The organism is Acinetobacter sp. A1 (assembly GCF_012371315.1).
GTDB lineage: Bacteria > Pseudomonadota > Gammaproteobacteria > Pseudomonadales > Moraxellaceae > Acinetobacter.
On the sequence record NZ_JAAZQY010000002.1, the window covers coordinates 1 to 19,691 of the forward strand.

General features: G+C 40.0%; 22 protein-coding genes. 12 read left to right on the forward strand and 10 right to left on the reverse strand.

Annotated elements, in window-relative coordinates; translation table 11 throughout:
• Positions 1 to 200: 200 nt before the first annotated feature.
• The gene (gene grxD, locus HHA41_RS00790) at positions 201 to 542 is read right to left on the reverse strand and encodes a Grx4 family monothiol glutaredoxin (RefSeq protein ID WP_019837647.1); all 342 of its coding nucleotides are present in this window, start codon (positions 540 to 542) and stop codon (positions 201 to 203) included.
• Between the two features lie 161 nt (positions 543 to 703).
• Between grxD and HHA41_RS00795 the strand changes: the two genes are divergently transcribed.
• The gene (locus HHA41_RS00795) at positions 704 to 1,915 is read left to right on the forward strand and encodes an aspartate aminotransferase family protein (RefSeq protein WP_168418193.1); all 1,212 of its coding nucleotides are present in this window, start codon (positions 704 to 706) and stop codon (positions 1,913 to 1,915) included.
• 99 nt (positions 1,916 to 2,014) lie between these two features.
• Here HHA41_RS00795 and HHA41_RS00800 read toward each other — a convergent pair whose 3' ends face one another.
• The 3 genes from HHA41_RS00800 to surE all read right to left on the reverse strand — a co-directional run bounded on the left by HHA41_RS00800 (position 2,015) and on the right by surE (position 4,748).
• Positions 2,015 to 2,944, reverse strand: a complete 930-nt coding sequence (locus tag HHA41_RS00800; RefSeq protein WP_168460049.1) for a LysR family transcriptional regulator — start codon at positions 2,942 to 2,944, stop codon at positions 2,015 to 2,017.
• A 94-nt stretch (positions 2,945 to 3,038) separates the two neighbouring features.
• Complete coding sequence (locus tag HHA41_RS00805; RefSeq protein WP_168460050.1) at positions 3,039 to 3,863, reverse strand: peptidoglycan DD-metalloendopeptidase family protein; 825 nt, start codon at positions 3,861 to 3,863, stop codon at positions 3,039 to 3,041.
• A 111-nt stretch (positions 3,864 to 3,974) separates the two neighbouring features.
• Positions 3,975 to 4,748, reverse strand: coding sequence for a 5'/3'-nucleotidase SurE (surE, locus tag HHA41_RS00810; RefSeq protein WP_168460051.1), 774 nt, complete (start codon positions 4,746 to 4,748; stop codon positions 3,975 to 3,977).
• 207 nt (positions 4,749 to 4,955) lie between these two features.
• Between surE and HHA41_RS00815 the strand changes: the two genes are divergently transcribed.
• The 11 genes from HHA41_RS00815 to purB all read left to right on the forward strand — a co-directional run bounded on the left by HHA41_RS00815 (position 4,956) and on the right by purB (position 13,837).
• On the forward strand, positions 4,956 to 5,327 hold the full coding sequence (locus HHA41_RS00815; RefSeq protein ID WP_168460052.1) for a hypothetical protein: 372 nt from the start codon (positions 4,956 to 4,958) through the stop codon (positions 5,325 to 5,327).
• 268 nt (positions 5,328 to 5,595) lie between these two features.
• Positions 5,596 to 6,000 carry a hypothetical protein gene (locus HHA41_RS00820; RefSeq protein ID WP_168418188.1) on the forward strand — a complete coding sequence of 135 codons (405 nt, stop codon included), beginning with the start codon at positions 5,596 to 5,598 and terminating at the stop codon, positions 5,998 to 6,000.
• Positions 6,001 to 6,116: 116 nt separating this feature from the next.
• Positions 6,117 to 7,265 carry a D-alanyl-D-alanine carboxypeptidase PBP5/6 gene (gene dacC / locus HHA41_RS00825; protein WP_168460053.1) on the forward strand — a complete coding sequence of 383 codons (1,149 nt, stop codon included), beginning with the start codon at positions 6,117 to 6,119 and terminating at the stop codon, positions 7,263 to 7,265.
• Between the two features lie 104 nt (positions 7,266 to 7,369).
• Positions 7,370 to 7,900 carry a gamma carbonic anhydrase family protein gene (locus HHA41_RS00830; protein WP_168460055.1) on the forward strand — a complete coding sequence of 177 codons (531 nt, stop codon included), beginning with the start codon at positions 7,370 to 7,372 and terminating at the stop codon, positions 7,898 to 7,900.
• A 248-nt stretch (positions 7,901 to 8,148) separates the two neighbouring features.
• The gene (locus HHA41_RS00835) at positions 8,149 to 8,709 is read left to right on the forward strand and encodes a PAAR domain-containing protein (RefSeq protein WP_168460056.1); all 561 of its coding nucleotides are present in this window, start codon (positions 8,149 to 8,151) and stop codon (positions 8,707 to 8,709) included.
• A 4-nt stretch (positions 8,710 to 8,713) separates the two neighbouring features.
• Positions 8,714 to 9,418 carry a hypothetical protein gene (locus HHA41_RS00840; RefSeq protein ID WP_168460058.1) on the forward strand — a complete coding sequence of 235 codons (705 nt, stop codon included), beginning with the start codon at positions 8,714 to 8,716 and terminating at the stop codon, positions 9,416 to 9,418.
• Positions 9,384 to 9,863, forward strand: coding sequence for a hypothetical protein (locus HHA41_RS00845; protein WP_168460059.1), 480 nt, complete (start codon positions 9,384 to 9,386; stop codon positions 9,861 to 9,863). Before HHA41_RS00840 ends, HHA41_RS00845 begins: the two co-directional genes overlap by 35 nt.
• Positions 9,864 to 10,025: 162 nt before the next feature.
• Positions 10,026 to 10,511 (forward strand): NUDIX hydrolase, encoded by a 486-nt coding sequence (locus HHA41_RS00850; RefSeq protein WP_168460060.1) that lies wholly within the window; start codon positions 10,026 to 10,028, stop codon positions 10,509 to 10,511.
• A gap of 4 nt (positions 10,512 to 10,515) precedes the next feature.
• Positions 10,516 to 11,649, forward strand: a complete 1,134-nt coding sequence (gene mnmA, locus HHA41_RS00855; RefSeq protein WP_168460062.1) for a tRNA 2-thiouridine(34) synthase MnmA — start codon at positions 10,516 to 10,518, stop codon at positions 11,647 to 11,649.
• Between the two features lie 12 nt (positions 11,650 to 11,661).
• A complete protein-coding gene (hflD, locus tag HHA41_RS00860) occupies positions 11,662 to 12,393 on the forward strand; it encodes a high frequency lysogenization protein HflD (protein WP_168418184.1) in 732 nt (243 codons plus the stop codon).
• A gap of 55 nt (positions 12,394 to 12,448) precedes the next feature.
• Complete coding sequence (gene purB, locus HHA41_RS00865; RefSeq protein WP_168460064.1) at positions 12,449 to 13,837, forward strand: adenylosuccinate lyase; 1,389 nt, start codon at positions 12,449 to 12,451, stop codon at positions 13,835 to 13,837.
• An 84-nt stretch (positions 13,838 to 13,921) separates the two neighbouring features.
• Here purB and HHA41_RS00870 read toward each other — a convergent pair whose 3' ends face one another.
• The 6 genes from HHA41_RS00870 to pstC form a co-directional block, all read right to left on the reverse strand.
• Entirely contained in the window at positions 13,922 to 14,158 is a 237-nt protein-coding gene (locus tag HHA41_RS00870) for a hypothetical protein (RefSeq protein WP_168460067.1), read from the reverse strand.
• Between the two features lie 27 nt (positions 14,159 to 14,185).
• Positions 14,186 to 14,656: a hypothetical protein gene (locus HHA41_RS00875; protein ID WP_168460069.1), complete on the reverse strand. Its 471-nt coding sequence runs from the start codon at positions 14,654 to 14,656 to the stop codon at positions 14,186 to 14,188.
• Positions 14,657 to 14,767: 111 nt separating this feature from the next.
• On the reverse strand, positions 14,768 to 15,730 hold the full coding sequence (gene sohB, locus HHA41_RS00880) for a protease SohB (protein ID WP_168460071.1): 963 nt from the start codon (positions 15,728 to 15,730) through the stop codon (positions 14,768 to 14,770).
• A 216-nt stretch (positions 15,731 to 15,946) separates the two neighbouring features.
• A complete protein-coding gene (gene pstB / locus HHA41_RS00885) occupies positions 15,947 to 16,873 on the reverse strand; it encodes a phosphate ABC transporter ATP-binding protein PstB (RefSeq protein WP_096901086.1) in 927 nt (308 codons plus the stop codon).
• A gap of 13 nt (positions 16,874 to 16,886) precedes the next feature.
• Positions 16,887 to 18,275 carry a phosphate ABC transporter permease PstA gene (gene pstA, locus HHA41_RS00890; protein WP_168460072.1) on the reverse strand — a complete coding sequence of 463 codons (1,389 nt, stop codon included), beginning with the start codon at positions 18,273 to 18,275 and terminating at the stop codon, positions 16,887 to 16,889.
• Positions 18,275 to 19,654, reverse strand: a complete 1,380-nt coding sequence (gene pstC / locus HHA41_RS00895; RefSeq protein WP_019837665.1) for a phosphate ABC transporter permease subunit PstC — start codon at positions 19,652 to 19,654, stop codon at positions 18,275 to 18,277. The genes pstA and pstC overlap by 1 nt, the downstream gene beginning before the upstream one ends.
• Positions 19,655 to 19,691: the final 37 nt, after the last annotated feature.

Here is a 19,691-nt window from a genome sequence, read left to right on the forward strand (position 1 = left end):
CGTTTTAGTATCATGTTTGAAGAACGTGTAACCAAGTATTTTTAAAACCACATTTACACAGAATTATTTACACCCTCCCTACAGTTGAATAATGTGCTTATCCCTTAAAACTATAGCAATAAAAAAAGCGCTTCGGCGCTTTTTTTATTTCAACTTTTGCGTTTTCAACACTCAGGCATAAATGCCCTCAGTTTAGTCGCTTAAGCTTCAGGTGCTGGGCTGTATTGCTCAACTAAAGGCTTTAACTCACCTTTTTGGAACATGTCCAACATAATATCGCTACCACCAATCAACTCGCCGTTAATCCACAATTGTGGGAAAGTTGGCCAGTTGGCAATTTTTGGTAAAGTCGTACGAATATCCTGATTTTCTAAAATATTCACATAAGCAAAAGGACGACCAATTTGACTGAGTGCTTCTACTGCGCGCGCAGAAAAACCACATTGTGGAAATTGTGGTGTGCCTTTCATATAAAGAAGAACAGCATGTTTAGCAATTTGTTCACGAATTAATGCTTCGGTATCGCGTACTTGTTCAGTCATTGGTAAATCCTCAACTCATCTGTGTGGCATTATACCCAAAACCGAGCAAAACAGTACGTCTAAAGCAATAAATCCAACTTTATTTACAATTAGGCTTTTCATCTGTGGCAGATTTTGCTTATATAAGTTTTTTCCTCCAACCTAACAGATAAGAGTTAGTCATGAATAACATTACCCTTGCTCCTGTGCAAACTGATCAACCATCACACTTGATGCCTGTATTTGGCCGTCAGCCGATCAGCTTTGTTCGCGGTCGAGGTTCTTATCTTTATACTGAAGATGGCACAGAATATTTAGATGCCCTCACTGGTATTGCTGTATGTGGTTTAGGTCACGCGCATCCTGCTATTACAGAAGCTATTGCAGATCAGGCCGCAACTTTAATTCACACCAGTAACTTATTTGAAGTGCCTTGGCAAACTGCTGCTGCACAAAAATTGGCGCAAGTTGCTGGCATGGAAGAAGTGTTCTTTTCAAACAGTGGTGCAGAGTCTAACGAAGGTGCAATTAAAATTGCACGTAAATTCGGTCACATGCAAGGCGTTGCCAATCCTAAAATTATTGTTGCAGATCACTCTTTCCACGGTCGTACTTTGGCTACCCTGTCTGCAACTGGCAATAAAAAAGTTCAGGAAGGTTTTGCACCTTTGGTGGAAGGCTTTATTCGCGTACCTTTTGGTGATGTTGAAGCCATTGAAGAAGCTGCAATTCAGCATCCAGACATTGTGGCAATTTTGGTTGAACCGATTCAAGGCGAAGGTGGTGTTAATACAGCAACACAAGGCTTTAGCTACCTAGAAGACATCCGCCGTATTTGTAATCAGCACAATTGGTTGATGATGCTTGATGAAGTACAAACAGGTAATGGTCGCACAGGTAAATTCTTTGCCTACCAGCACACCAATATTGTGCCTGATGTATTGACTACAGCGAAAGGTTTGGGCAATGGCTTCCCAATTGGTGCAGTCATGACTCAAGGTCGTGGTGTGGGCGTTCTTACTGCTGGTAATCATGGCTCAACCTACAGTGGTACTGCGCTTGGTTCACGCGTGGTTTACACTGTGATTGACACCATTCAGAAAGAAAACTTGGTAGAAAATGCTGCACAAATGGGTGGCTATATTGTGACGCAATTGCGTCAACAACTTGCAGATCAAAATGTGACTGTGCGTGGCTTTGGTTTGATGATTGGTATTGAATTACCAAAACCATGTGCAGAATTGGTAGATATTGCCCGTGATGAGTACAAAATGATCATTAATGTCACTGCAGGTTCTGTGGTGCGCTTATTGCCAACATTAAATATTACTCAGGCTCAGGCAGATCAATTAATTGAGCGCTTGGTCAGCATGATTAAAAAATTCTTGGCATAAATTCTATGCCCTACCGAAAAAGCCGCAGTTGAAACTGCGGCTTTTTATTTATTATTTATAATTGTGTGAAACTCAAAATACTTAACCGTCATTGCCCCATCAAGATGCTTCTTGATACACACGCCCACCAGGTAATTGAGAAAAATACTGTTTTAATGCCTCTAGGCAACGATGTATTTTCATTGGAAGTTGCTCATGTTTAGAAATAATCGCATACAAGGTAAATGCAGGTAATTTCCACTCAGGCAAAACTTCAACCAAACCACCGTTCAATAATTCTTTTTGAATATCTAAATGTAAAATACGGGCTATACCATGCCCCTGCATACATAACGATTTAGACACCAAAACATTATTGGTCGATAACCGTGATCCCATTTCAATACTGACATTTTCATCACGGGTCACGTGCTGAAAACTTAAATGCTGAAAATTCTTCATAATCGTTAATGGAATTAGATCATGATTTTTTAAATCTTCAGGGCGTGAAATTGGTGCGGTCTGATTTAAATAACTTGGAGATGCCACTAAAACCTGATCTACATGTGCAATTGGAATCACATGCAAGTTTTGATCTTCAATTTTTGGGCTCATACGCAAGGCAATATCAATACGGTTATCAATTAAATCGATGTATTGATTGTCTGTTTCTAGATGGATAGATAAACCACGATGGGCTGACATCCAATGTGAAAGTGCAGGAATCACATGATTCGCGCCTAACTCAGGAGTGGTGGCAATTCGTAAATCACCGACCAGATCATCTCTTAATTCATTAATGCGGATTTTTCCGCGCTCAGCAGCAGCTAGCATTTCTTGACAGCTGTGGAAAAAAGCTTGTCCTGCTTCAGTCAAACTCAGTTTTCTAGTAGAACGATGCAGAAGTGTGACTTCCATTTCTTGTTCTAATGAACGGATTTGTTGACTGACGGCACTTGTGGTGATCCCTAGATCACGCGCTGCACCGCTAAACGAGCTTTTTTCAACAACACAAGCAAATACACCCATTGCTCGAAGTTGATCTAACATAAATTCCCTCTGAAATTATACAGGTGCTCTTATCTTTCGATAAAAGCAACCTATTGTATTATACGGTGAAATTTATGTTTTGTATTTGCAAAATTTAATTTATTGGTAAAACATTAGTCGGATTGATTGGCTTACCATCTAGGCGTACCTGAAACTCTAACATGGTACGTGTTGCACCCGAAGAGCCCATTTCTGCAATTTTTTGACCCGCTGTTACGTTTTGGCCACTATTCACGTTCATTTTACTGTTATGTGCATAAGCCGTGATATAACCATCAATGTGCTTGATTAAAATTAAATTACCATATTCTTTCAAGCCATCGGCTGCATACACCACTTGACCATCGGCAGCGGCATAAATTGGATCGCCTACATTGCCACCATAACGTGTACCCTTAACATTATTTGCTAAATTAAAATGCTCAATTACCGCACCTTGCGATGGTTTTACCCAACGCAGGCTACTACTGCGTACAGGAGTTGCTGGTGATGATGAGCTCGTAGTCGTTGTTGTGGACGAAATCACAGGTGCTGGAGTTGGCGTAGTTGGTAAAGTTACAGTCTGACGCTGAATTGGCGCAGCCTGCGTTACAGGGCGTGTGGTTGTGGTACGTGGTGCATTACCGCTTTTCAGGCGAATAGACTGCCCTACATAAATACGATACGGCGGTGCAATATCATTCATTTCTGCAATGCTGAGGTAGCTCAATCCATAACGTGCCGCAATACCACTTAAAGTATCACCCGAACGTACGGTATAAAAATTCGGTGCCGTTGCATAACGTGCAGAATTATTTACTTGAGGTTTAGAAGCACAGCCACTTAACAATACGGTAGAAACAACAGCAGTGGATAACACAAGGGTTTTCAACACGGCGGTTGGTGTGGCAAATAAACGATATTGAAACACCACGGGCATTCTCTTCCTCTCTACAAATTCTATATATGTTCCATTTCGCTAAGAGTAGCAAAAAAGTCCTTGAAATGAGGCTTAACAGCCACTTTTTCACAAAGTTATAACATTACTTTGTCAATTTTTTGGCAATTGACTGTGCAAGCTTTGTAAAACCTCATAATTGGTCGCATCCATTTGAATTGGTGTGACGCTAACATAGCCATTCGCCACAGCAAAAAAATCGGACTCGATCTCGGTTAAACCTTTTTTCGGTGCAGCAACCGCTTCCCCCGACAAACCAATCCAATATACCTGACGTCCACGCGGATCGACCTGACTGGTGATAGGCTTGGACTGGGTGCGTTGCCCTTGATAGGTGATTTTTGTGCCTTGCAGTACAGGTACATCTGGAATATTCACATTAAAAATATGGCGGGCTGGCAAACTTGGTAAACCTTGGGCAATAAAATCATGTACCCATTGTGCAGCTTGCATATAATCTTGCGGATGCTGATAAGAACGCACATTGTGCCCTGCCAGTGATACAGCAATGGCTGGTTGTTTCATCAAGCGACCTTCAAATGCAGCCCCAACAGTACCTGAATACAGCACATCATCACCAAGATTTGCACCACTATTAATACCACTAACCACCAGATCAAATTCAAAATCGAATAATCCATTCATGGACAAATATACACAATCTGCAGGTGTACCATTAACTGCCCAAACGTCTTCAGCAATTTGCACAGGTCTTAAAGGACGATCCAAAGTCAGTGCGCTTGAAAAACCACTACGTTCACTTTCAGGGGCTACAATGACAACACGACCCAGCGGTTTTAAGGCTTGCGCTAACGCTTGAATACCAGGTGCAAATACGCCATCATCATTGGCTATTAGAATATTCACAAAAAAATCTCAGATAAAACAACAATAAAGAATCAAATAAATTTAGGAAGCGCTACATCAAATTAAGTTCAAAATCACATTGCCCATGCTTCAGCAGATTCGGCACACAACATAAACTAAAATGACTGGTCAGCACATTTCATTGAAATATACACAAGATTATATATATTTAGCGACTAACATCCATCCAAAATATATGTGACTCTCATGATTTTAGCTTTGCCATTTCGTCGTTTATTGGGTTTAGGTTTTGCTGCTGTAATGACTCAAGCTGTTGTTGCCAGTGATCTAACTGCTGAAGAAGCCAATACCATTATTAAGGAAGATGTTGCTGCAGCACAAGTCATGACTGAAATGTGCCCTGCGCTGATTGGCAAAAATGCAAAATTAGACAGTAACATTCAAGCGCTGATTCAAACCTATTTACAAGATTATTCTGATAGCAGCATGACACTTGCAAAATTACAGGCCGATGCAGAATATCAATCTGTTTTAACCGAAGCACGTCAAGCCGCTAAAGACACCAGTGCCGATGAACAAAAAGTAGTATGTCTAGAAGCTTTAGAATTAGCAATTTAAATCAGATGATTTAAATTACGATTGAATCTTTTTCTAATAAGGCAAACTTTGAAAGTTTGCCTTATTTTTTATACTGCGCACATATAACTTACAATACATCCAGACTTTCCTGATTTCAAAGCAAAGCTCCACTTTTCTACATGATTGATGTTTGAATCACACAGCTTTAATACATTTTCACTCTTTCAATTACAAAATAAATGTTTAATCTTATAAACACTTAAATGAATCACATGATTCAGCTCAAACCATATTTAAGGTAATTTATATGCAATTTTCTGCTTCATTTTCTGGCTTTAAAAAATCACGTACAGTTCAAGTTTTGGGTGCAATTGCACTGAGTTTAGGTTTAAGCCAAGCAGCAATGGCACAAGAAGAAAATATTGAAGTCACACCATTACAACAGGTGACTCAGCAAGAATTAGCGGCTATTTATGTATTATCTGAAGTTTGCCCTGCATTGGTAACAGATAAAGCCAAGTTTAATCAAGGTTATGCGCAACTTGCACAAGAATATATGCCTAAAGAAAAAGACGCTGTTACAGCATTAAATAAACTCAGCAAGCAAAAAAGCTTTCAACCTATTTTAAAAGAAGCACGTGCCGATGCCAAAGCGGCTGGAACAGCCAAAAACAAAGCAATTTGCCAAGAATTGACAGCATATAGCCGATAATACAATTTGGTTACAATACTTTTATCAATAAGCCGATATCTCCCATAGAAGTCGGCTGAGCTTTGCCCTAAAATGCTAGCTCTTTGTGCATACATCAAGTATTGGAACCCCTTAGAATGACCCGAAAAAGCGCCCTTGCTGCATTATTACTATTACCAAGCTTTTCTTATGCAGCAACTGTCTTAGCCACACCACCAGAACTCAATAACAAATCATACGTTTTGATGGATTATGAGACGGGACAAATTTTAGCTTCAAAAAATGAAAACGAAAAACTCGCCCCTGCCTCTATGACTAAAATGATGACCAGTTTCATCATTGAACAAAAGTTATTAAAGGGTGAACTCACGGAAGATGAACAAGTCCGCATGAATGAATCTGCATGGTGTCGTGGTAGCAGCACAGAATCATGTATGTACGTTCCTTTAAATGGCACAGCCACTGTACTTGAAATGCTACGCGGTATTATTGTTCAATCAGGCAATGATGCCTCTAAAGCCATGGCTGAGCACATTGCAGGCAACGAAGGTACTTTCGTTCACATGATGAATGAAGAAGCCAAGCGTATTGGCATGAGCAACACCCAGTTTATGAACTCTACAGGTATGCCTGCAGAAGGTCACTTATCTACCGCAAAAGATATGGCGACTTTGGCACAGCACATCATCCACGACAGTTCAAAGTATTATCCAATCTATTCTGAAAAAGAATTTTCTTTTAATGGGATTAAACAAGGCAACCGTAATGCCCTGTTATATACAGACCCAAGTGTAGATGGTTTAAAAACAGGCCACACCAATGAAGCAGGTTATTGTTTAACAACATCGTCTAAACGTGGTCCAATGCGTTTAATTTCGGTGATTTTTGGTGCACCAACCATGCAAGCACGTGCAACACAAACACGTGAATTATTGGCTTGGGGTTATGCAAATTACGAAACTGTACGTGTTCAACCTGCCAACCAAGTCTTGGCAAAAGCCAAAGTTTGGTACGGTAAAAGTAAAGAAGCTCAAATTGGTTTACCAGAAAACTTTAACGTGACCATGCCTAAAGGCAAAGCCAACCAAATCAAAACACAATTGGTGGTTCAGCCTAAATTGACTGCTCCTTTGAAAAAAGGTCAAGTCATTGGTAAATATGTGGCAACTTTAGACGGTAAAGTGATTGCAGAAAAACCATTGGTTGCTTTGCAAGATATTGAACAAGCAGGCTTCTTTGCACGTATGTTAGACCATATCAAACAGTTCTTTAGTAATTTATTCTAAGATTTTCAGCTTAGACTAAAGCGAAGCACACATTGTCCGAATGTGTGCTTTTTTATTTTATACTGTGTTTAATCCTGAATTTATAAGCTATAGATGTGTCAATCATGAAAAAAAATATTCGTGCCTATTTAGACCACACTCCAAAAGTTGACGCAAGTTGTTATGTAGATGAATTATCTATTGTGATAGGTGATGTGCATCTGGCTGCCAATGTATCGGTTTGGCCTTTTGCCGTGATTCGTGGCGATGTCAATCATATCCGCATCGGCAAGAATTCCAATGTACAGGATCATGCCATGCTGCATGTTAGCCATAAAAAAGCCGATAAGCCTGAAGGTTCTCCGCTAATTATTGGCGAAGATGTCACCGTTGGACATGGTGTAACGTTACACGGCTGTACCATTGGTAATCGGGTGTTATTGGGCATCAATACGATTGTTTTAGATGATGTCGTTATTGAAGATGATGTGATGATTGGCGCAGGGTCTTTAGTGCCACCGCGTAAGCGTTTAGAAAGTGGTTATTTGTACATGGGTAGTCCTGTGCAAAAAGTTCGTCCTTTAACTGACAAGGAAAAAGAGTTTTTACCTTATTCTGCACGGCACTATGTGAAGGTTGCAGGGAATTATCAATAAAATACCTTAATTTAGATTGGATCGCCAGAAGTCAATTTTTAAGCATGATGATTCCAAAGTCGTCATGCTTCTGATATGCTTAAAATAATAATAATCAGTATTATAGTAATTTTAATAAAAGACATACTTAATAAAAAATATGAGCAAGTTTTTTAAAACACTATGAATTTATCTCACATATTTTGAATCTATTTTTTAGTAAGTATATTTTTATTCGCCGTACCACAATTCCAATAAGAATTTGAATTATGACTCGTCCTTTTGGCATTCAAGGCTCCACGACCTCACACGGTGGAATAGTTATTGCAACTCAGTACAGCATTACCCAAATGGGAATTGCCTTCTTAAGAGCTGGGGACGGCTTTATCTGTCCAAGATGTAAACTGTGGTCAACTCTAATAAAAAGTCAGGATCACGTCATTCTTGATGGGAAAGCAGTAGCTTACGTAGGGGATCACTTTACCTGTGGAGCAATTTTAACACCCAAACAAGCTCATGTCGTTGGAACACATCCAAAAACTGTTCCCTTCTCTCAGCAACAAAAAAACGATCAATATTCACCTACCCAAAATTTCCTAGAGCCATCCATTCGCATAGAAGAACATGGACTACAGTTCCAACTTATCAATAAAAAATTCAACCTACCCATAAGTGGATGCTTCTATCTATTAACAACAAATGATGGGCAAGAGTATAGCGGCTTTACAGATCATGATGGTTTTACTGAAACTCTGCGTACAGGGATTCAATCCGAACAAGTCAATCTACATATTTTTGACTTTTCAGAACCAATGAATGAATGGGTATGATGATATGGAAACCACAAAGTTAGCATCCGCTTATAGTCGTACCATTTCTGGAAAGTCTAATGCTTGGGTAGCATTTCCAAAGGAAAAGAACGTCTGTGAGTTTTCAGAACCATTATGTAATAACATTATAAAAGTACGCAATTATTACGTTACTCGACCTTACAACTTTATGATGAATTTAGATCAATGGGCGAGCATCACAAATAAAATAGAATTACTTACAGCTATCAGATTTGGAATGGAATGGGATACCAATAATTTTCCCGAAGGATATTTATCTGATCCAGCATTTCACACTCAAATGTATATAAAATTTCACAAGTATCTAATGAAAAATGTGATGCGAGAAGCCCCTAAAATTGTAGCTGAATTTCAAAAGGCTGTATTTAAAGCACGTTTTCTTATGACTTTTACCATTGATGAAGTAAAAGATATTCCTCATTTAAAAACTCACGATCAATTGCAGTCAGCTTTAATGAAAGCTAAAAACCTGCAAAATCAGATTGATAAAATTAATGTGATTGATGCAACTAGAGATATATTTTTAATCCAAAATAACAGAGGGCCGATTACAATTAATAGAAATATGTTTATTGATGTTTTTAAACAGAATTTTAACCCACACATGATTCAAATATTAAAATCTCAAGGTATATATTTAGGCGATCCAGACAATGTTATATATAAAAAAATTAATAATACCCCTTAGTGTATTATGTTGCATATTTTTAACTAGCTGTTCACTCACCTCTCAGACAGACAAAAATAGTGCAGCACTCAAAAATGCCAATCGTGGAATTGTAGGTACATTGTTATCTGATACCAAAGTGTACCAAGTCGCCTCCTCATCCGGACCATCTCCCTTAACGCAGCAGTTATTACTTTCAACACTTGAAAAAGTTGCTGTAATACGGGGCTATGAGCAAACCATTGGCAATGCTTATCATTTTGATACAGATCTAAATATTGCCCAAATCAATCAAATCTGCTGGATGGGGATTTTTCTGCAAAAGCATAGGCCATATTTACCAACCCAAATTGACAAACATGAAAGCTACCTCTGGATTAATGCTTATGTTAAACACTGGCAACATCAACTAAATACTACTTATGGTGATACATTGATTGAAAATGACTGTAGAAAATCAGAATAAATTTATAACGTCCAAGCTATTCTTGGTGAGATATTAATTATATTTTTGTTGATTTATCTCCGAGCATGCAGGTGCAATAACATCTTAAAGAAATCCCCTTTCAACATAGCCACATCCCCCTAAATTTTGTAGAATATGCGTTTTACCCCATGGTGCTTTTCAATGACCGCTTGGACTGCTCACGTTACTGTCGCCACCGTTATCGAAAAAAACGGAAAATTCCTGTTTGTTGAAGAACATACAGAGGGTGTGACACATAGCGTGTTTAATCAGCCTGCAGGGCATGTTGAAGCGGGTGAAAGCTTAATTGAAGCTGCAGTGCGTGAAACCATGGAGGAAACTGGGCATCAGGTCAAAATTAATGCCTTATTGGGTATTTATAGCTATACCCCGCCCATGTTTCCTGACCGTACCTATTACCGTTTCTGCTTTTTAGCCGAATCGCTGCAACATGATGCGCAAACTCAGCTCGATCCAGATATTATCGGTACTGTGTGGATGTCTGCAGACGAACTGGCTGAATCTGCACGTGCCCGTAGTCCACTGGTAATGAAAGCGGTTCAAGATGCGCTCAGTGGTCAGTCTTATCCTTTATCGCTCATTTACGAGCACCAAAATTCTCCCCTAATTTCAAGTTTGGATGCCTAATCCTATGCAACAACGTGTCATCGTCGGTATGTCAGGTGGTGTAGATTCATCTGTTTCTGCTGCACTTCTACTTCAACAAGGTTATCAGGTTGAAGGTCTTTTCATGAAAAACTGGGAAGAAGATGACGGCACCGAATATTGCACGGCAATGGAAGACCTTGCCGATGCCCAAGCAGTGTGCGACAAACTAGGCATTAAGTTACACACCGCTAACTTTGCTATGGAATATTGGGATCGTGTCTTTGAGCATTTTCTTGCCGAATATGCTGCAGGACGTACACCAAACCCAGATATCCTATGCAATAAAGAAATTAAATTCCGTGCCTTTTTAGATCACGCCATGAATTTGGGTGCAGATTTTATTGCCACTGGTCACTACGCTCGTCGTGGTGAAACGCAGTACAACTCTAAAGGCGAAGCCTACGCCCCACTATTACGTGGTTTAGATAAAAATAAAGATCAGACTTATTTTTTGCATGCGGTACATGGTCGTGAAATTAACAAAACCTTATTCCCAGTAGGTGAAATTGAAAAACCACAAGTCCGAAAAATTGCCGAAGAACTAGATTTAGTCACCGCCAAGAAAAAAGACTCGACTGGTATTTGTTTTATTGGTGAACGCCGCTTTAATGATTTCTTAAAACAATATTTACCTGCACAAGCTGGAAAAATTATTTTAGACAACGGCAAAGAGGTTGGTGAACATCACGGCTTAATGTACTATACGCTCGGTCAGCGTGGCGGGATTGGCATTGGCGGCTTAAAAGGTGTTGCTGAAGGCGCGTGGTTTGTGCTGCACAAAGATATTGAAAATAATCGCTTGGTGATTGGTCAAGGCCATGAACATCCACTTATGCAAAGCACCATTTTATGGAGCGAAGCTGTGGATTGGGTTGCTGGTGAACAGCAAATACCTGCAACAGGTTTCCGTTGTACTTGCCGTACCCGTTACCGTCAGGATGATCAAGATTGCGTGATCTTCAATGATGCTGATTTACCTGGTGGCGTACGTGTCGAGTTTGATGAACCACAGCGTGCCGTAACTCCTGGTCAAAGTGTCGTATTCTACTCGGGCGAAGTGTGTTTAGGTGGTGGCGTCATTCATCATACCAACGCACCAAAACCAGATTTTATTTAAGGATTGTTCCGGATGACAGAGTTACCGTTTCAACAGTCTCCAACTCTGAATGTTCGCCAAAATCGTGCTTTGGCGTTAGCGGGTGTGTTCCAAGCCACTCAGCTTACGCACATGACCGCACTAACAGGCAGACAAAGTATTGGCGATAGCGGTAACTTTTATTTTGAGCAATTGATTAAAGCCAGTTTAAACATCCGTCCAAGTCATAACAAAAGCTCACAAACACTGGATTTTTTTAATCATTTGGCCGATATTTCGCTGGGTTTAAAAACACTGGAAAGCAGTATCAACCAACCATTCAATACTGCGCCAAAATCGCGTTTACCTAAGTTATCGAATGCCAAATTGCCCATGTCTTATGCTATGGCATTGCTGCAATTGGAAAAGAAAGTCTATAGCAACCCTAAATACGTTGAAATCATTGAACAATCACAGCAAAAAATTTTAAAACAACTCTCATTTTTTGATAATAACTATTTGCATCCCAGTATTATTGCCAATTTAGCGCAAACCTATGTAGACACAGCAGGACAAATTAACCCGCGCATTATGGTACGTGGCAATGCAGAGGCATTTAAAGATTCTGCACATACCAATCGAATTCGTGCTTCGCTTTTTACAGGCTTACAAATGGCACACCTGTGGCGTCAACTTGGTGGCAGCTCATGGGGCATGATATTTAGCAAACGTAAATTATTACGTGATATTCAAGATCTGGCGCGTTTACAGTATCAGGTGGTTTAAACCATGCTGAACACGCTTTTGTTTTAGGTTTAATTCCAAAGTTTAAGGAATCGATATGAACGCTTTAACCGCACTTTCTCCATTAGATGGGCGCTATGCAAGCAAATGTGATGCACTCCGCCCTTTCCTCTCTGAGTTTGGTTTAATCCATGCTCGTGTGACTGTTGAAGTGCGTTGGTTACAAGCGCTTGCCAATCGTCCAGAAATTACTGAAGTACCTGCGTTCAGTGCTGCAACCAATGCGGCATTAGATGCAATTGTTGCAAACTTCTCTGAAGATGATGCCAACCGCATTAAAGAAATTGAACGCACCACCAACCACGACGTAAAAGCGGTTGAATACTTCTTAAAAGAAAAAATTGCCAACATTGATGAGTTGAAAAATGCGGGGGAATTTATTCACTTTGCTTGTACTTCAGAAGACATTAACAACTTGTCACATGCGTTAATGCTCAAAAATGGCCGTGAAGTATTGATTGAAGCTATGCAGCAAATCATTGACTCAATTGTTTCATTGGCAGAAAAACATGCTGATCAACCAATGTTGTCACGTACTCACGGTCAAACTGCAAGCCCAACTACTTTGGGTAAAGAAATGGCGAACGTGGCGTATCGTCTTGCTCGTCAAATCAAACAGTTCAAACAAGTTGAGCTTTTGGGCAAAATCAATGGTGCCGTAGGTAACTACAACGCTCACCTTTCTGCTTACCCAGAAATCAACTGGCCTGCACATTCTCAAGCATTTGTAGAATCTTTAGGCTTAACATTTAACCCATACACCACACAAATCGAGCCACACGACTACATGGCAGAATTGTTTGATGCATTACGTCGTTTCAACACTATTCTGATCGACTTCAACCGTGACGTTTGGGGTTATATCTCACTTGGTTTCTTCAAGCAAAAACTTAAAGAAGGCGAAGTTGGTTCTTCAACGATGCCACACAAAGTTAACCCAATTGACTTTGAAAACTCTGAAGGTAACTTAGGTATTGCTAACGCAGTCTTGGCACACTTGGGCGAAAAATTACCAATTTCTCGCTGGCAGCGTGACTTAACCGACTCGACTGTTCTACGTAACATGGGTGTTGGTTTTGCTCAAAGCTTGATCGCCTTTGAAGCCTGCTCTAAAGGTATTGGTAAACTTGAATTGAATGCACAGCGTATTCTTGAAGATTTAGACAATGCACAAGAGGTATTGGCTGAACCAATTCAAACCGTTATGCGTCGTTATAACATCGAAAAACCATACGAAAAACTAAAAGCCCTGACTCGTGGTCAAGCCATGACACGTGACATGATGGTCGATTTTGTAAATGGTAACGAGTTAGAAGGCGTTCCTGCAGCAGACCGTGCACGTTTAGCGGAAATGACTCCTGCAACTTATACAGGTAATGCTACTGAACAAGCTAAACAAGTTGCTGATCTTATTTCTAAAATCTAATTTGTAAAGCAATAACCCGAATATAAAAATGCGAAGCTTCGGCTTCGCTTTTTTATTCCCTCTCCATTGAGGAGAAGTTTTAATTTATTCCTCAGGACAATACCTTGCAAAATCTGTCTGCATTTTTTCTAATTCAGCACCCGTTAAAATATCGCTAAAGTAGATGTAATAGGTGATATTTGGATATTGAATTTCGTGGAGATACATCATGCCACGCAGTGAAATAAATAATTCTTCAGGAAAATCACCCAAGTTCAATTCGTCAAATTCATAATTAAAATAACAATTTTGCGTTGCAAGATATGCTTCAGCGACAGCCATATTTCTGCTCTAATCATAAAATATACTTTATTTTATCTGATTCGCTTCAATACTGGTCTGTATTTCGGTGGGTTCAATCCATTTCATCAGCTTAGATTCTGACAAATGTGGGTATTTAAACTTGTCCAAGTACTCAAAGCAGACCTTGTACCCTTTCGGCACTTTCTCTAAGTGCTGGCCAAACAACAAATGCCGTTGACACCGATTGTATTTAGCACCCTCAAATCGAATACTGACACGCTCAAATGCTTCACCACCACGAACCTTATGTAACTGATAAAACTGCACTACGCCACAATGTTGAGATGCAATCACAGGTGGATCATTTGGCTTTAAAACACAATACAATAGAAAAATGCAGACACTGGGTAGAAAGCTCAGCCAAAATAAAACTTTCTTTGCATCATGGTTAATGAGTTTGTTTTCAGCATAGAGCATTGCGAACATCGGAATAAACACGATGCTTAAGAATCCCAGTAACAAAATAAACGTAAGCATATGCGTCCAGGCTAAATCAAACTACTAGCCTTATATCATAATGATTTGATTTGAAAAAATAAAAAAAAGCCCACAGAAGTGAGCTTTCCCTATCATTTGTAGAGGAATAAATTAAAGTTTCGGATCACGTATTTGCAGCAAACTACTATTGGCTTTGCTTAGGCTATCCACCAGTTTATTCATTACAGCTGGAATCAGACTGTCTGCCATTTGTGCTGCTTGTAAACCCAGTTTTTCACCCAATGTTGGTTTTTTACGAGTTTGAATTACATAAATATCATGCTGTGGCAATAAGCTCAGTAAGTACTCATCTGAAGTTTGTAGTTTATCCACCAAATTTAAATCTAAAGCATCATGACCATACCAATGCTCACCTGTTGCGACTTTTTCAACATTCAGTTGTGGGCGGTACTTTTCAACAAAGTGCTTAAACAGAATATGGGTTTGCTGCAACTCTTGTTCAAATTTTGCTTTGCCTTCTGCGGTATTTTCACCAAACATGGTCACGGTGCGTTTATATTCACCTGCGGTGTACATCTCAAAATCTATATTTTTTTCTTTCAGCAAGCGATTAAAGTTCGGTACTTGTGCCACTACCCCAATAGAACCCAAAATGGCAAATGGCGCTGACACAATTTCTGAACCAATGCATGCCATCATATAGCCACCACTTGCCGCAACTTTATCGACACAAATGGTTAAATGAAATCCTGCATCACGTAAACGCACCAATTGAGCAGCAGCAAGTCCATAGCCATGTACCATGCCACCAGGGCTTTCTAGGCGCACCACCACACGGTCACGACCTGCTTTTGCTGTTGCCAAAACCAAAGTGATTTCTTCACGTAATTGCTCTACTGCTGATGCGGCTGTATCGCCTTTAAAGTCAAGTACATAAATTTTTTGATTGTTCTTTTTACGGGCTCGTGCTTCACGTGCCATTTGTTGGCTAAGTTGCAATAACTCAAGTTTAGATGCCGTAGTTTGCGCAATTTTTTTTCGTTGTTCGTTAATTCGTGCATTTAAATGGCTAATACGAATTTCGGCAGGTAATTTAGGTAAATGAAATAACATAGATCCGCAATTCTCAATTTTATTTGTGCTTAGCTTAAGATGAGGGCTGAACTTAAAAATTCAATATCACCTTGTTGATTTGCTTAATTTAATCGATTTTAAATCTCATTACCGTTTAATTTGTGCAAAAGCAAAATCATGCTAGGTACTAAACATTCGTCATAAAAAAACCGCAAATCGGTTTGATTTGCGGTCCTTTTATACAGATTTTGAAAATTAACCAAAACGACCTGTAATATACGCTTCTGTTAATTGATGGTCTGGCTGAGTAAATACTTTTTCAGTTGCATTCACTTCAATCAAATCACCCAAATGGAAGTATGCAGTACGGTCAGATACACGTGCTGCCTGTTGCATAGAGTGCGTTACAATTGCAATTGTATATTGAGTAGAAAGTTCAGAAATTAATTCTTCTACTTTTGCCGTTGCAATTGGGTCAAGTGCCGAACATGGTTCATCCATTAAAATTACTTCTGGACTTACCGCAATGGTACGTGCGATACAAAGACGTTGTTGCTGACCACCCGACAAACCAGTACCTGGTTGATTCAAACGGTCTTTCACTTCATCCCACAAACCAGCTTTACGCAAACTGTTTTCTACAATTTCTTCCAAATCGTATTTATCGCGCGCTAAACCATGCAGTTTAGGGCCATAGGCTACGTTTTCAAAAATTGATTTTGGAAATGGGTTTGGCTTTTGGAACACCATACCAACTTGCGCACGTAATAATACGACGTCAAGGTTAGGATCATAAATGTCTTGGTTATCCAACATCACTTTACCCGTTACACGACAGCTATCAATGGTGTCGTTCATACGGTTTAAAGTACGCAAGAAAGTAGATTTACCGCAACCAGATGGACCAATAAATGCAATCACTTCATTTTCATAGATATTTAAATCAATACCTTTGATTGCTTCAGATTCACCATAGTACACATGCACATCATTGGTACTTAATTTCACATTTGAAGACTTAGCTTCTTTTTTGCTAGACGCTTGTGTATCAAACTGTGAAACAAACGAAGTTGATGATTGCTTCTGTTCTACATCTGGAGATGTAAATTGGCTTTGCTGTGGATTCACTTGTTTATCCTGTTCTAAGGAATTTGGTTTTTCTGTGCTTGCTACAGTATTCATATTCTGCCCTCAATTACCAGCGTACTTCAAACTTCTTACGTAACCAGATTGCAAGGCTGTTCAAGCCAATCATTAACGCAAGCAATACGATAATGGCTGCAGCGGTACGTCCTTCAAAGAAGTTACGCATTTCATTACCCTGCCATAAGAAAATTTGCACAGGTAACGCAGTAGATTGATCAAATGGAGTTGCTGGTACACTGGCAACAAAGGCACTCATACCAATTAATAACAATGGTGCAGTTTCACCTAAAGCTTGTGCGACACCAATAATTGCACCCGTTAAAATACCCGGCAATGCAAGTGGGAGTACATGGTGGAACACAGTTTGTAAACGCGATGCGCCCAAACCTAAAGCTGCCTGACGAATAGACGGTGGCACTGCTTTTAACGATGCACGTGTGGTAATAATTACGGTTGGTAAAGTCATTAAACTTAACACTAAACCACCCACCAACGGTGCAGACAATGGTAAGTGCATCCAACCAATAAAGATGGCAGCACCTAACAAACCGAACACAATAGAAGGTACAGCAGCCAAGTTGTTAATGTTCACTTCAATAATATCAGTAATGGCATTTTTTGGCGCAAATTCTTCTAAGTAAATTGCCGATGCCACACCAATTGGAATCGAAATAAAGATCACAATTAGCATCATGAATAAAGAACCCATGAATGCACCCGCCAAACCAGATGTTGCAGGAGAACTACGTGAGTCTGGGCTAACAAAAATGTTGGTATTGAATGTACTTTCAATAATGCCTTGTGACTCTAACTTGTCTGCCAATTGACGTACTTCAGGGCTTAACTGTTGCTGCTCATCTGGCAGGCTACGGTCAATATTACCTTCTAACCATACATCTACGTTAGCATCTGCAAGTACTTTAACATCTTTGGTTTGACCAATCAGTGATGGATCAGCCAACACCATGTCACGTACACGGTACGCTTCAGAACTGGTATATAAATAGCCAAGATCATCACGCTGTGCTTCTAGCGCTTTATCTTTAGCAATAATGCCGTTCACAATGAGGGCATCCCAATCGACCATGCCCATTTCAGTTTGCCACGCAATCATACGTTCTTCGTATTGGGCTGGTGACTCACCTGCAATTGCTTTCGGTTTTGGACCTACATTCACAACTGCTGGATCGAAATAAATTGGAAGGCTCATGCTGCTTTGCCAAAATGCTGGCAAGCCTTTGGCCAAAATACTGCCAAAAAGCAACACGACAAAGAATAAACCTGCGATAACTGCCGACAGCCCCATAATACGGAAAGTTTTTTCCTTACGATGGCGCTTACCCAATGAACTGGCGATAGTCTTTTTACGTTGTTCACGTAATTCGGCAGCAGCTTGTGGATCTAACTGATCCAAAGACGATGTATTTGAAGTACTCATTAGTCGTATTGCTCACGATATTTACGCACGATGTATAGTGCAACAATGTTCAAACCTAAGGTAATCACGAACAGGGTCAAGCCAAGTGCGAAAGCAACCAATGCTTGCGGACTTGCGAAATCTGTATCACCTGTTAATTGGTTGACAATCGTAATCGTAACCGTAGATACCGCCTCTAATGGGTTTGCGTGTAGTAAAGGACTATTACCTGCAGCTAACACCACAATCATGGTTTCACCAATCGCACGTGACGCAGCAAGTAAGAACGCACCAATCACCCCTGGTAATGCAGCTGGCATAACCACACGGCGAATGGTTTCAGATTTGGTTGCACCCAAGCCTAAAGAACCATCACGTAGCGCACGCGGCACTTGCGTAATAATGTCATCAGACAATGAAGATACAAATGGAATGATCATAATACCCATGACCAGACCTGCAGTTAATGCACTAGTGGCATTAATATCGAGTCCAATTAAGGCACCTGCAGTTTTTAAGAACGGACCAATGATCATCATGGCAAATACACCATATACAATCGTTGGAATACCCGCTAAAACTTCAATGGTTGGTTTTGCCCAAGCACGGAATTTAGGAGATGCATATTCTGCTAGATAAATTGCAATCATTAAGCCAATTGGTACTGCAACAAGTAAGGCAATACCACTGACCATTAAGGTACCCCACAGCAATGGCAATAAACCATAACTGCCGTCTGCACTACCCGATGTACTAAAACCTGGGTTCCAGACAGTACCAAAGAAGAAATCCAGTGGGCTAACGAAACTAAAGAATCGCATTGCTTCACTGAACATAGACATCACAATACCGACTGTAGTCAGAATCGCGACACCAGAACATAATGCCAAAGAAATGTTGATGATTTTTTCAACTTGGTTACGTGCGCGGAATTGTTGTGAAACACGTTTCTTTGCCCACACCAGACCAAATAAAGCCGCACAAATAACAACCGCAAGTTTAGCGTATGAACCAATCGTTGCTACTTTAGACAATTGCTCTGCTGCTGCAATTTCATAAGCAGCTGGTGTATCACTTACACCAAAACCAGAAGCAATCGCTTGTACACGATCAACCAAAACACTGGTACTTGCAGGATCTAGACCAGCAGCAATGTGCGCAGGCACATTATTTAACACCACTTGCTCAAGAATACTTGGTTCAACCAAGTTCCAAACAATCAAAATTAAAAAAGCAGGGATACCACACCATAATGCTACCAACGCACCATAATATCCTGGGCGTGAATGTAACATTGCAGAGTTATTTCCCTTACCTGCTAGGTTACGGCTCTTGCTTAACCCGATTTGATAGGCTATGGCGATAATGGCCAATAACACACCTATGAGTAGCAGATTCATGTATTCTCCACTGTTTTTTCAATTTCGTTTTTGAAAA

Excerpts from the sequence above, each read along its gene's own strand:
- HHA41_RS00800 (WP_168460049.1), bottom strand. The coding sequence starts at position 2,944 with ATGTTAGATCAACTTCGAGCAATGGGTGTATTTGCTTGTGTTGTTGAA.
- HHA41_RS00850 (WP_168460060.1), top strand. The coding sequence starts at position 10,026 with ATGACCGCTTGGACTGCTCACGTTACTGTCGCCACCGTTATCGAAAAA.
- HHA41_RS00840 (WP_168460058.1), top strand. The coding sequence starts at position 8,714 with ATGGAAACCACAAAGTTAGCATCCGCTTATAGTCGTACCATTTCTGGA.
- HHA41_RS00805 (WP_168460050.1), bottom strand. The coding sequence starts at position 3,863 with ATGCCCGTGGTGTTTCAATATCGTTTATTTGCCACACCAACCGCCGTG.
- HHA41_RS00795 (WP_168418193.1), top strand. The coding sequence starts at position 704 with ATGAATAACATTACCCTTGCTCCTGTGCAAACTGATCAACCATCACAC.
- HHA41_RS00835 (WP_168460056.1), top strand. The coding sequence starts at position 8,149 with ATGACTCGTCCTTTTGGCATTCAAGGCTCCACGACCTCACACGGTGGA.
- HHA41_RS00820 (WP_168418188.1), top strand. The coding sequence starts at position 5,596 with ATGCAATTTTCTGCTTCATTTTCTGGCTTTAAAAAATCACGTACAGTT.
- pstA (WP_168460072.1), bottom strand. The coding sequence starts at position 18,275 with ATGAGTACTTCAAATACATCGTCTTTGGATCAGTTAGATCCACAAGCT.
- dacC (WP_168460053.1), top strand. The coding sequence starts at position 6,117 with ATGACCCGAAAAAGCGCCCTTGCTGCATTATTACTATTACCAAGCTTT.
- mnmA (WP_168460062.1), top strand. The coding sequence starts at position 10,516 with ATGCAACAACGTGTCATCGTCGGTATGTCAGGTGGTGTAGATTCATCT.
- purB (WP_168460064.1), top strand. The coding sequence starts at position 12,449 with ATGAACGCTTTAACCGCACTTTCTCCATTAGATGGGCGCTATGCAAGC.
- HHA41_RS00830 (WP_168460055.1), top strand. The coding sequence starts at position 7,370 with ATGAAAAAAAATATTCGTGCCTATTTAGACCACACTCCAAAAGTTGAC.
- pstB (WP_096901086.1), bottom strand. The coding sequence starts at position 16,873 with ATGAATACTGTAGCAAGCACAGAAAAACCAAATTCCTTAGAACAGGAT.
- hflD (WP_168418184.1), top strand. The coding sequence starts at position 11,662 with ATGACAGAGTTACCGTTTCAACAGTCTCCAACTCTGAATGTTCGCCAA.
- grxD (WP_019837647.1), bottom strand. The coding sequence starts at position 542 with ATGACTGAACAAGTACGCGATACCGAAGCATTAATTCGTGAACAAATT.
- HHA41_RS00875 (WP_168460069.1), bottom strand. The coding sequence starts at position 14,656 with ATGCTTACGTTTATTTTGTTACTGGGATTCTTAAGCATCGTGTTTATT.
- HHA41_RS00815 (WP_168460052.1), top strand. The coding sequence starts at position 4,956 with ATGATTTTAGCTTTGCCATTTCGTCGTTTATTGGGTTTAGGTTTTGCT.
- HHA41_RS00870 (WP_168460067.1), bottom strand. The coding sequence starts at position 14,158 with ATGGCTGTCGCTGAAGCATATCTTGCAACGCAAAATTGTTATTTTAAT.
- pstC (WP_019837665.1), bottom strand. The coding sequence starts at position 19,654 with ATGAATCTGCTACTCATAGGTGTGTTATTGGCCATTATCGCCATAGCC.
- sohB (WP_168460071.1), bottom strand. The coding sequence starts at position 15,730 with ATGTTATTTCATTTACCTAAATTACCTGCCGAAATTCGTATTAGCCAT.
- HHA41_RS00845 (WP_168460059.1), top strand. The coding sequence starts at position 9,384 with ATGTTATATATAAAAAAATTAATAATACCCCTTAGTGTATTATGTTGC.